Source organism: uncultured Nostoc sp., assembly GCF_964245575.1.
Lineage (GTDB): Bacteria > Cyanobacteriota > Cyanobacteriia > Cyanobacteriales > Nostocaceae > Nostoc.
Genome location: NZ_CAXTNP010000050.1, coordinates 21,424 through 33,708 on the forward strand (window position 1 = coordinate 21,424; position 12,285 = coordinate 33,708).

General features: G+C 42.4%; 5 protein-coding genes and 1 pseudogene. 4 read left to right on the plus strand and 2 right to left on the minus strand.

Going from position 1 to position 12,285, the window contains the following annotated elements; all coding sequences use genetic code 11:
• Window positions 1-186 precede the first annotated feature (186 nt).
• From ACFFAP_RS10745 to ACFFAP_RS10755, 3 genes are read left to right on the plus strand one after another with little or no spacing between them, the layout of a single operon-like run.
• Window positions 187-3,426, plus strand: a complete 3,240-nt coding sequence (locus ACFFAP_RS10745; RefSeq protein WP_375511202.1) for an amino acid adenylation domain-containing protein — start codon at window positions 187-189, stop codon at window positions 3,424-3,426.
• Entirely contained in the window at window positions 3,423-7,619 is a 4,197-nt protein-coding gene (locus ACFFAP_RS10750) for an amino acid adenylation domain-containing protein (RefSeq protein ID WP_375511203.1), read from the plus strand. Before ACFFAP_RS10745 ends, ACFFAP_RS10750 begins: the two co-directional genes overlap by 4 nt.
• Window position 7,620: 1 nt before the next feature.
• Window positions 7,621-8,937, plus strand: coding sequence for an MFS transporter (locus ACFFAP_RS10755; protein WP_375511204.1), 1,317 nt, complete (start codon window positions 7,621-7,623; stop codon window positions 8,935-8,937).
• A 95-nt stretch (window positions 8,938-9,032) separates the two neighbouring features.
• Here the strand turns inward: ACFFAP_RS10755 and ACFFAP_RS10760 are convergent, their stop codons facing one another.
• On the minus strand, window positions 9,033-10,259 hold the full coding sequence (locus ACFFAP_RS10760) for an IS4 family transposase (RefSeq protein ID WP_375511205.1): 1,227 nt from the start codon (window positions 10,257-10,259) through the stop codon (window positions 9,033-9,035).
• 403 nt (window positions 10,260-10,662) lie between these two features.
• On the opposite strand from ACFFAP_RS10760, the pseudogene ACFFAP_RS10765 reads away from it, so the two are divergent.
• A pseudogene (locus ACFFAP_RS10765) lies at window positions 10,663-11,352 on the plus strand (ISAs1 family transposase); the annotation flags it as partial.
• A 328-nt stretch (window positions 11,353-11,680) separates the two neighbouring features.
• Here ACFFAP_RS10765 and ACFFAP_RS10770 read toward each other — a convergent pair.
• On the minus strand, window positions 11,681-12,259 hold the full coding sequence (locus ACFFAP_RS10770; protein ID WP_375511206.1) for an ISAs1 family transposase: 579 nt from the start codon (window positions 12,257-12,259) through the stop codon (window positions 11,681-11,683).
• Window positions 12,260-12,285: the final 26 nt, after the last annotated feature.

Genomic DNA, 12,285 nt, shown 5'->3' on the forward strand with positions numbered 1-12,285 from the left:
AAGGTAACGGGGAAATCCTCATACTTAAAAGCAGGGGATTTAAAGCGGACGCTTAATTTCAAAGCGCCTATTCGATGGAAAAAAATCTTTTTATTTTTTTCAAAGGCAGAGTTGGGGGCTAACCAGTACTGTTCGCCGTTCCCTGTTCCCGCTCCCGTCGCAGACTTGGTCAAAAAGGAAAAATCAATGAACAACAACCAAACGAAATCTATGAAAAAGACTAAAAATATTGAATCAATTTATCCACTTACTCCCATGCAACAAGGGATGCTATTCCACAGTCTTTTTGCACCTGAAAGTGGGGTGTATTTTGGGCAAATGATCTTGAATTTGAAGGAGAATGTCAATGTTGCTGCTTTTGAATCAGCTTGGCGAAGAGTTGTAGATAGGTATTCAATTTTCCGGACTTTATTTATTTGGGAAAATCGTCAAACTCCATTACAAGTAGTACTTAAACAGGTTAAATTACCTTGGAATAATCTTGATTGGCGAGAACTATCTCCAACAGAGCAGCAACAGCAATTATCAGAGTTGTTGCAAATCCAAAGAAGACTTGGTTTTGAATTTAACCAAGCACCATTGATGAGGTGTACGTTAGTTAGGTTAGGTGAAGATACTTACAAGTTCATCTGGAGTCATCACCACATCCTCACAGATGGATGGTGTTTACCAATTATTTTTAAAGCAGTTTTAAGTTTCTATGAAGCTGAAGTTAGAGGTGAAACAAGTGATTTGCCAACACCACGTTCCTACTGTGATTATATCACTTGGTTAAATTCTCAAGATCAGGAAGCTGCTCTTGAGTTTTGGCGACAAACTTTGCAAGGTTTTAGTACTCCCACCCCCTTTAGAGTGAATCAGCTAAAATTTCAATTTCAGCACCAGAAGCAAGGCTGGAATTATAAGGAACTTGAAATACGTTTGTCTGCTCAGGTCAGCCGCCAGCTACAAGATGTAGCACAACAACATCATGTGACTTTATCAACTATAGTACAAGCTGCTTGGGCATTACTATTAAGTCTTTATAGTGGTGAGAATGATGTAGTATTTGGTGTAACTGTTTCTGGTCGTCCTGGTAGTTTGTCTGGGGTAGAGGAGATGGTAGGGTTGTTTATCAATACCCTACCATTACGTGTGCAAATATCCCCCCAGCAGCAATTAATATCTTGGCTGCAACAAATACAACAGTTAATGTTGGAATTACAGGATTACTCTTACACTTCCCTGGTTGATATTCAAGTCAGGAGCGAGGTTCCTAAGGGGATACCTTTGTTTGAGAGTATTGTAGTGTTTGAGAATTATCCAGTTGATAGTTCTTTATCGAATGAAGGTAGTTTGCTACAGCTAGATGAAACAGAGAATTTTGAAAGCACGAATTATCCATTGACTGTAATTGTAGGGCCTGGGGATGAGTTATTAATTAAAATTGCTTACGATTCTGTTTGTTTTGAAGAAGATACAATTAGGCGAATGTTAGGACATTTGCAAACCATTTTCTCAGCGATTGTAGAAAATCCCAAACTTAGAATGGGTGAATTACCCTTGCTGAGTGAAGCAGAACGCCATCAGTTGTTAGTGGAATGGAATGATACTGAGTGTGAATATCCAAGAGATAAATGTATCCATCAGTTGTTTGAAGAACAGGTAAACAGAACACCTAATGCTACAGCGGTGGTGTTTGATACCGAGCAATTAACTTACCTTCAATTAAATCAAAAAGCCAACCAACTAGCACATTACCTGCAAAGCCTTGGTGTAAGACCAGAGGTGCTGGTGGGTATTTGCATGGAACGTTCCATTGAAATGGTGGTGGGGTTGTTGGGAATACTCAAGGCAGGTGGTGCTTATTTGCCTTTAGATCCAACTTATCCAGCAGAACGATTGTCTCTGATGCTATCAGATTCACAGGTATCAATGGTGTTAACTCAAGAAAAGTTGGTGAACAGGCTAACTGAGTATCAAGGGTATACGGTTTGCTTAGATCCACGCTTGGAGGTTATATCCCAGAAGAGTGATAAAAACCCAATATCTGAGGTTAAGCCAGATAATCTAGCTTATGTAATTTACACTTCAGGGTCTACAGGAAAGCCTAAGGGAGTTTTAGTTCCCCACAAAGGATTGCTCAATCTGGTTTTCTGGCATCAACGCGCTTTTGAAATTACCCCATCAGACAGAGCCACTCAGCTAGCAGGAACAGCGTTTGATGCTTCGGTATGGGAATTGTGGCCTTACCTTACTGCTGGAGCAAGTATCTACTTGGTCAAACCCGAACTACTAAATTCATTTCTGCATTTGCGGGATTGGCTGGTGTCACAAGAAATAACTATTACTTTTGTACCAACACCAGTAGCAGAGAGATTGTTATTACTCGAATGGTCTCAAAACTCTGCTTTACGCATTTTATTGACTGGTGGAGATCAGCTTCATCTGTATCCCTCAGCTTCCATCCCCTTCAAGGTTATCAATAACTACGGTCCAACGGAGAATACCGTTGTCACAACTTCTACGCATATTGTTTTTAATGAGAAAAACTATACTTCACCCCCCATTGGTTACCCAATCGCCAACACACAAACCTATGTGCTAAATAGTTATCTCCAACCTGTCCCGATTGGATCTCTCGGTGAACTCTACATTGGCGGCGCTAGTCTGGCGCGGAGCTATCTCAATCGCCCAGACTTGACCGCAGAGAAATTCATCCCCAACCCCTTTAGTCAGTCCGAGGGAGCGCGCTTGTACAAAACAGGCGACTTAGCACGCTACCTTCCAAACGGTAACATTGAGTACCTTGGTCGCATTGATAACCAGGTGAAAATCCGTGGCTTCCGGATTGAACTCGGAGAAATTGAAGCTGTATTGAGCCAATACCCCACAGTACGGCAGGTAGCGGTCATTACTCGTGAAGACGAACCCGGTAATAAGAGTTTGGTAGCCTATATTGTCTTGAGCCAAGACGAGAAACCGAATGTCGGCAATCTACGTGCTTACCTGCTCAGCAAACTTCCTAACTATATGGTACCACAAGCTTTTGTAATATTAGAGACATTGCCTCTAACGCCTAATGGCAAAATAGACCGTCGCACTCTGCCAGCACCAGATATTGAAAACGATTTCACTCTTGACTTTGTTGCTCCTCGTACCCCAACGGAAGAGGTGATAGCCAACATTTTTGCAGAAGTCCTTGGGCTGAAACTTGTAGGTATTAACGGCAATTTCTTTGAAATGGGCGGGCATTCCTTATTAGCAACCCAAGTAATTTCTCGGTTACGAGAAGCATTTTCTATTGATTTACCTCTACGTAGTCTCTTTGATTCTCCTACTGTAGCTGGGCTAGCAGAGCAAATTGAAAAGATTCGCTTCTACTTGCAACACTTACAAGACATTGCCAACATCACATTAAATAATCGAGAGGAAATAGAGTTATGAAAACCATTGAAGAATTTTTGTCGTACCTTTGCAGTTTGGACATCAAGATAGTTGTAGAAGGCGATCGCCTGCGCTGTAATGCTCCTGAAGGCAAGCTGACACAGGACTTACAGGTTGAACTAAAAGCCCGCAAAGCAGAAATCCTCAAGTTTATGCAGCAGGGTCATTTAGCAGCTAAAACTGTTGAACTGATTAAACCTGTCCCACGTGATGGAAATCTTCCTCTGTCCTTTGCCCAGCAAAGACTGTGGCTGCTAAGCCAACTGGAGTATCCTAGCGCCACTTACAATATCCCCCTTGCTCTGCGCCTGAGCGGACCTCTCCAGGTAGCAGCATTAGAGCAAGCCATTGCAGAAATAGTGCGGCGTCACGAAGTTTTACGTACTACTTTTAAGATGGTAAATGGTTCCCCGGTGCAGGTAATTAATCCAGTATCAAGCATGACCCTGGCAGTAGTAGACTTGCAACATTTAGAACAAGGGAACCAGTCTGCGCTTGTGCAACAATTAATCACAGAGGAAGCACAACATCCCTTTGACCTATCTAAGGATACTTTGCTGCGGGTAAATCTGCTGCGACTGCAACAATCAGAATACGTGCTGCTACTGGTGATGCACCATATCGTTTCCGATGGCTGGTCGTTGGGAATATTCATCAGAGAATTGTCTGCGCTTTATCAAGCATTTTGTTTCAAACAGCCTTCCCCCTTATCAGAGTTACCAATTCAATATGCTGATTTCGCCTATTGGCAACGACAATGGCTGAGTGGGGAAGTCATGGAAACTCAATTAAACTACTGGCAACAACAGTTAGCAGGAGCACCGCCACTGTTAGAATTACCTACTGACCGACCTCGCCCACCACAGCAGACCTTCCGGGGTAGTACTGTAGAGTTTAAGCTGAGTTCCGAATTGACGCAGAAACTTGTAGCTTTGAGGCAAAAATCAGGGACGACTTTGTTTATGACCCTGCTAGCTGCTTTTGTCACCTTACTGGGACGCTACAGCAATCAGCCTGATATTGTCGTTGGCTCCCCGATAGCCAACCGCAACTGTCGTGAAATTGAGCCTTTAATTGGCTTTTTTGTCAATACCCTGATGCTACGCATTGACTTAAAGGGAAATCCTCGTTTCTCTCAATTGCTGAATCAGGTACGCCTGGTAACCCTAAATGCTTACACTCACCAAGATTTGCCCTTTGAGCAGTTAGTAGAAGCGTTGCAACCAGAGCGAAATCTCAGTTATAATCCCCTGTTCCAAGTGATGTTTGTGTTGCAAAATGCCCCGATGGACAAGCTGGAACTAGCTGGTCTAACTCTTAAACCCTTGGAAGTAGAGAACGCCACAGCCAAATTTGATTTAACTCTATCGATGTCGGAGACAGAAGAAGGACTCATTGGCTGTTGGGAATATAATAGTGATTTGTTTGAGGTAGCTACTATCAAGCGGATGGTAGGGCATTTTCAGACATTACTTGAAAGTATCGTTGCTTACCCAGAACAGCGGGTTAGAGAGTTGCCTCTGCTGACAGAAGCCGAGCAGCAACAATTATTAGTGGAGTGGAACAACACAAAAGCAGATTACACTGAACATTTGTGTGTTCATCAGCTATTTGAAGAACAGGTAGAAAGAACTCCAAAAAGTATCGCAGTGGTATATGAACAAGAACAACTGAGCTACGGAGAACTCAACGCTCGTGCGAACAAAGTAGCGCGACAGCTGCAACAGTTGGGAGTGGAGCGAGAAACTATCGTGGGATTGTATGTCGAACGCTCACTCTTAACATCAATTGGTTTGCTGGGAATTCTTAAAGCTGGAGGAGCCTACTTACCATTAGACCCACAACTGCCAAGTGAGCGGTTGAATATGATGTTGCAAGATGCTGGTGTGGAGGTGATTTTGACCCAACAACACCTTGCCAGTTGTGTGAGTGAACAAGTAGCATCAGTGGTTTGTTTAGATCGTGACTGGGAAGCGATCGCCATCCAATCAGAGGAAAATTTGCCCAGTACCACCACAGTAGAGAATTTAGTCTATGTGATTTATACCTCAGGTTCAACAGGTACTCCCAAGGGAGTGAGCATCGAGCATCGACAACTGCTCAACTATGTCTACAGTATTGTGGAAAAACTCGACCTCACCCCTGGTTGTAGTTTTGCCACTGTGTCCATATTGGCAGCAGATTTAGGCAACACGATGATTTTCCCATCGCTGTTGACGGGAGGATGTCTTCACGTAATTTCCCAAGAGCGAGTCACAAATCCACAAGCCTGGGGAGATTACTGCACTTACCACGGCATCGATTGTTTAAAAATTGTCCCGTCCCACTTAAATGTCCTGTTGAGTGCGGCTCAACCAGAAAAAATTCTACCTCAACGACGGTTGATTTTGGGAGGAGAGGCGTGCAGTTGGCAGTTAGTCGCGAAAATTCAGCACTACGCACCCAAGTGTAAAATTTTCAATCATTATGGACCGACGGAGACAACTGTTGGGGTGCTAACCTATCAGGTAGAGGACTCTGAGGTAGGTGTGAATTCCCAAACCGTGCCATTAGGTCGTCCCCTGGCGAATACGCAAATTTATCTTCTCGATTCACACCAACAGCCCGTTGCTGTTGGTGTTCCTGGAGAGTTATGCATTGCGGGTTTGGGGTTAGCTCGTGGCTACCTGCAAAAACCACAACAGACAACAGCGAAGTTTATTCCCAACCCCTTGAGTTCATCTGAGGGTGCGCGATTATATCGAACTGGCGACCTCGCCCGTTATTTACCAGATGGTAATATCGAATATCTTGGTCGCATCGACAACCAAATTAAGTTGCGTGGCTTCCGGATTGAGTTGGGCGAAATTGAAGCAGCACTGAGTCAGCACCCAGAGGTGCGAGAGACAATAGTCATCGCCCGCGAAGACCAACCTGGCAATAAGCATCTAGTTGCCTATATTGTCCCAAACAGTGAGAACCTCGCTGTCAGTGTACTGCGCGACTTTCTCCAAAAGAAGCTACCTAATTATATGATACCTGCGGCTTTCGTGTTGCTAAATGCTTTACCCTTGACACCCAACGGTAAGGTAAATCGCAAAGCACTACCTCCAGCTAATACATCTAGCTCTAGTCTGGAAAGCAGTTTTGTTCCACCCCGCAACACCTTGGAACTACAACTGGCGCAAATTTGGTCAGAGGTTCTGGATGTTCACCCTGCTGGAGTCCGGGATAACTTCTTTGACCTCGGTGGTCATTCCCTGTTAGCTGTCCGCGTGATGGCTAAGATTCAGCAACAGTTTGGAAGAAATCTGCCTCTGGCAACACTGTTCCAAAGCTGCACAATTGAAAAACTGGCAAGCATTCTCCGCTCCTCAATAACTTCGCAATTTTCTTCTCCCTTGATAGCAATTCAGTCTGCTGGAAACCGGACGCCTTTTTTCTGCATCCACCCGGTCGGTGGGAACGTGCTTTGCTATGGAGATTTAGCCCGTCATTTGGGCTTTGAACAACCAGTTTACGGCTTGCAATCATCGGCACTGAATAGGGACTTTAAACCCTTAACCCGAATTGAGGATATAGCTGCCTACTATATTCAAGAGGTACAAACCATTCAGCCCCAAAGTCCTTACTATCTGGGAGGCTGGTCTTTAGGTGGCGTTATAGCTTTTGAGATGGCGCAGCAGTTGCATTCTTGCGGGCATGAAGTTGCCCTGCTTGCCTTAATAGACAGCTATGCTCCCATCGCCAACAAACATGAAGAGATTGATGAGGCAATGCTGACAGCCCTTCTTGCCAAAGACTTTTGCGGTCTTTTCGGTAAGGAGTTGCTTGTATCAGTTGATGAACTACGACAACTTAGATTGCAAGAGCAATTGAACTACATTTTGGAACAAGCAAAAATGCTCAATATCTTGCCTCCAGAAGTTGGGCTACAGCAGATGCAACAACTGTTACAGGTTTTCAAAGTCAATCTCAATGCCATGTCTCGCTATACACCCCAGCCCTATCCTGGTCAAGTTACCCTCTTTTGTGCCAGTGAAAAAGCTGTGGAGGCAATCCAAGACCAAAGTCAAAGCTGGAGTGAGTTAGCTGCTGGCGGCATAAAGGTTCACGAGATAAAAGGGGATCATTATACTATCATTCGGGAACCTCATGTCTGCGTACTAGCTGAACGGTTGGAAAATTACTTCAAGCAGATGGTAGAGAAATAATATGATGAAACATTCTATACCAACTGAAATGCGGATCTTCATCCTTATCTGGTTAGGACAACTGGTCTCGTTTATCGGCTCCGGTCTCACCGACTTCGCTCTAGGTGTCTGGGTATACCAACGTACTGGGTCAGCCACCCAGTTAGCCCTGATTTCTCTTTCTTCTACTCTCCCGTTAATCGTCTGTTCTGCTGTAGCTGGCACATTGGTAGACCGTTGGAACCGTCGCTGGGTAATGATTCTTAGTGACTGTGGTGCTGGTCTAATAACAGGCGTACTTGTCCTCTTCATGGTCGTTGGTCGCCTTGAAATTTGGCAGATGTATCTGGCTACCGCTATCAGTTCCTGCTTTCGTGCCTTCCAGTGGCCAGCTTACACTGCATCTATTACCCTATTAGTTCCCAAAAAACACCTTGATCGTGCCAATGGCATGATTCAGTTTGCAGAAGCTGCCACCCTGCTAATTTCACCCGTGTTGGGAAGCGTACTGCTCTTAATCATCCAGCTACAGGGCATTTTTCTGCTCGATTTTGCTACCTTTGTTTTCTCCTTAATTACCCTACTTTTGGTTCGTTTTCCTAACCTCAAGACCACTGACGCTAATCAAGCAGGGAACAATTCATTACTACGCGATGTTATCTATGGATGGGGTTACATCAATGCTCGACCAGGGTTGCGATCACTGCTGATTTTCTTTGCTACTGCCAACTTTCTTTTTGGTATCGAGGGTGTGCTAGTCAAACCACTGGTGCTGTCCTTTGCCTCGTCTACCGTTCTCGGTATCATCCAGTCTATCGGTGGCATAGGTATGCTATTAGGCAGCTTGGGAATCAGTACTTTGGGAGGACCAAAGCGTCGCATTAACACTATATTTGTCTTCATGCTGTTAAGCGGGCTGTGTACTTTATTTAGCGGGGTACGAGCCTCCGTGGCGCTTTTGATATTGACCAACTTTCTCTCATTTTTCGGTCAACCTATTATTAACACTTCCATCCAAGTTATCTTCCAAAAAAAAGTCGCACCTGAGGTACAGGGAAGAGTCTTTGCGATAAGACGAATGATTGCCTGGTCAACCGTACCGCTAGCTTATCTCGTTGGCGGATGGTTAGCCGAAAAAGTCTTCGAGCCTTTAATGGTTCCCAACGGCTTCTTAGCAGCCACCATTGGACAAATCATTGGCGTTGGTTCCGGTCACGGTATTGGCTTACTATTCATCGTCGTAGGAACCCTTCTCATCCTAGTGACCATTGCTGCCTACCAGTATCCCCCCCTACGGTTAGTGGAGGATGAACTGCCGGATGTAATACCGATGATATAACTACACCCATTGATGAGACAAACTTACTTTTAAAGGGGATTGGCATCTTTAGGGAATGGCACGAATGGCACTAAGAAAAGCTGAAACAGTTGTGGTTAAGCAGTTTTTAATTGCTTTCGTAATTCATGCCGGGGTTTGGTCATCAAGGGATAAATTTTTGGGCGACGTTTGCGGACTCGTGGCTCACTTCTACCTGGGCGCGAGGGAACGACCTTGTGAGCAATAACTTTAAGTAAAGTGCGACAAATTTGGAGACGTTTTTGATCACAAGCAGCTAATAATTTGGGAATAAAGTTAATTAAATGATGGCGAGTACCTTGCAGCGATAGTCGATTTGGAGGAGTACTGTAAATAGTTCCAGCCGACCACATTAAGCTACGAAGTAGATTATAAGCCAGTAAAAAAACGTAAATTTCTTTGCGGATCATTGAGGGGGTTTTACATCGCAGAATATCCATACCCAAGGTAGTTTTGAGATGTCTTAAATCTAGTTCAACATCCCAGCGTTGGCCGTAAAGCCCAACAATTGCCAGAGTAGAATAAGTTGCTTCATCTAAAAGAGTAGTAATTAAGCTAACTTGTTGAGTCCGAAAACCGGGAATAACAATATAATAGTAAATCTCTCGCACAGTTATGGAAGGAGGTAAAGCATTAAATTCATCTTTATCCAATCCTTTTGGGCAAGTTTTAGGCTTATACCAAGTAACTAATTTATCGCAATCTCCAACATTTTTACCTTTTCGCATAGTTTTTGTGCGAGATTGATGTTTACGAAACACGGCATCACAATTAAACTTTTTGATAGTAAACATATCGGCGTAAGCACAAAAAGCTCTATCCCCTACAAGCACATCATTAGGTTTGAGAAAACTGTACAGTTTTCTAGCTAATTTAATATCATGAGTGTTCAGAATATCTATGCACAAAGCAACGGCAGCTCCCGTTACTAAACTGAATATCACACCAATTTTGGCAATTGGGAATCCACATTCCGGCTTTTGACTACTGGGTTGTGGGTATTCTTTTTGGTTTTCTACAGTGTCAGGCATAGAGACCGTCGAGCCGTCTATCACTAAAACATTTCGACCACACCATAAATGTTCTTGGGTTACTTTCTCTTCCAGTTTTTGTGCTGAATAATTGAAAACTTTTTCTAACAATTTTTCTGGTAATCTTGCCCGCGCTTGGCAGTAAGCACTCGTATCTGTTGAGGGAAGTTCTACTTCTGACTCAGCCAAATGTGCAATTATTTTACTCACAGCATTATGGCAACTTTTGTCAGTGTCCAGCACTTGCGATAAAAATGCCCACAACGTTATTATTGGGTCAAATAATCAGGGCAAACGCATCTAAATATTGACGAGCCTGAATCAGAGTAGAATTGAGCAAAACCCTAATCAAATAAGGCTTTGAGGAAATTAAATCTTCACCTATATGGTAATAATAATCATTGTAGAGGTGGGTTAAAGGCAGCCGTCGGCTGCCTGTTAAAGAACCTGACTTTTCCCCTGATCTCCTTGACGGAGCGATCGCTTACTATAGCTCTATCCAAAGGTTCTATTCTTTCGTGGTTCATTGTCATTAAAACTAATTTGTTGATAATAAAAGAGAGTGTGAAACTCTTACTATTTCGTTGTTTGACGACTTAACGGGGAAAGTCAGGTTAAAGAACATGGTATTCTAACAGTTGCTCTAAAGAAGAATTTCATTCTGATTCTCCTCTCTATGAAGCTGAAGCCAAAAATCACAATTGCTGACCATTTTTTGGGAATAGAAGACCCACGAATAGATCGAATGAAGCGGCATAACTTAATGGATATCATAACGATTGCCGTGTGTGCTGTGATTTGTGGGGCAGATGGTTGGGTGGCAATAGAGACTTATGGATGTGCCAAGTATGAGTGGTTAAAAACATTTCTAGACCTACCGAATGGTATCCCATCACATGATACATTCGCGCGAGTATTTGCACAGATAAATGCCCAACAGTTTCAGTCATGTTTTCTGGATTGGATAAAATCAATACAGAAGAGAACTTCTGGGGAAGTGGTTGCAATTGATGGGAAAACTTTGCGTAGTTCTTACGATGAAAGTAGCGACCAAAGTGCAATTGTAATGGTCAGTGCATGGGCAACTACAAATAGATTGGTGTTGGGGCAAGTAAAGGTAGATGAAAAATCCAATGAAATTACAGCAATTCCAGAGTTATTAAAAGTTTTAGAACTGTCTGGATGTATTGTGACAATTGATGCAATCGGCTGCCAGAAAGAAATTGTGAAATTAATCACACAGAAAGATGCAGATTATGTAATTACGTTAAAAAAGAATCAAGAAAATCTTTATGATCAGGTAGAAAAGCTATTTAATTCAGGGATAAGTACAGGTTTTGAGGGGATTGAACCAGGGGAAACGCATCTTATTTACTAATAAAAAGTAAAGGAGATTTCCAAATGACATAGATAATGGTAAAAGTTGAGAGAAGAACAAATAAAATTAGTCAATTATTAGTAAAACTTATAAATTAGTTTATCTCAAGCTGAATCACTATTTATTAATATAAAACTGAATTAACAATTGGTTGCATACAAGTATGTTTCTCTAGAGAAAAACTGAAACTTTCTCGTAAAATCTAAAATTCAAACTTTGATATATTAGTTTAAGCTAATGCTAAAACTCTTGTTAAATAGTTGTTATCCATTGCTGCCAGAAACTGTTTGTTTTTTATTCCACGTTTGACACGTTTCTATTGAGTTAAAAGATTAACTGCAATTTGCCGTAATACTGCAAAATTTTCTGGAGCATTATCTTTTCTAATCCGACAGTCATCTTCTCTTAAAGCAACATCTAAGAGCCAATGCAATGAATTCTCAATTCCCCAATGACTGCGAATAGATTTAGCAAGCTGTTGAGCATTTGATTCAAGGCTACTAATAAAATAACGAGTTTCAACTGTTGTTTTACCATCTAAAGAACGAACAGACTCTACCATTCCAACACTATTAAAGTTTGACCAAACTGAATCTGGATTAAGCTGAGAGCTAATTCCACATAACATCACGTAATTACGGATTTCATGACGACCATGCCCCGTTTCTTCTGTTTTATATGTGCTATGCTGAACACAGTTAAAACCCGTACTTATCCCTGATTTAAACAGTTTTTCTACCTCATCATACAGATTTCCTTGATTCTTTTTTAATGTAATTACATAATCTGCATTTTGCTGGGTAATTAACTCCACAATCTGTTTTTGACAACCAATTGCATCAATTGTCACAATACATCCAGACAGTTCTAATACCAATTTAATATGAAGCTGCATATAATAGGGAGAAGCCAACTCTTAAG

Excerpts from the sequence above, each read along its gene's own strand:
- ACFFAP_RS10745 (WP_375511202.1), top strand. The coding sequence starts at position 187 with ATGAACAACAACCAAACGAAATCTATGAAAAAGACTAAAAATATTGAA.
- ACFFAP_RS10750 (WP_375511203.1), top strand. The coding sequence starts at position 3,423 with ATGAAAACCATTGAAGAATTTTTGTCGTACCTTTGCAGTTTGGACATC.
- ACFFAP_RS10755 (WP_375511204.1), top strand. The coding sequence starts at position 7,621 with ATGATGAAACATTCTATACCAACTGAAATGCGGATCTTCATCCTTATC.
- ACFFAP_RS10770 (WP_375511206.1), bottom strand. The coding sequence starts at position 12,259 with ATGCAGCTTCATATTAAATTGGTATTAGAACTGTCTGGATGTATTGTG.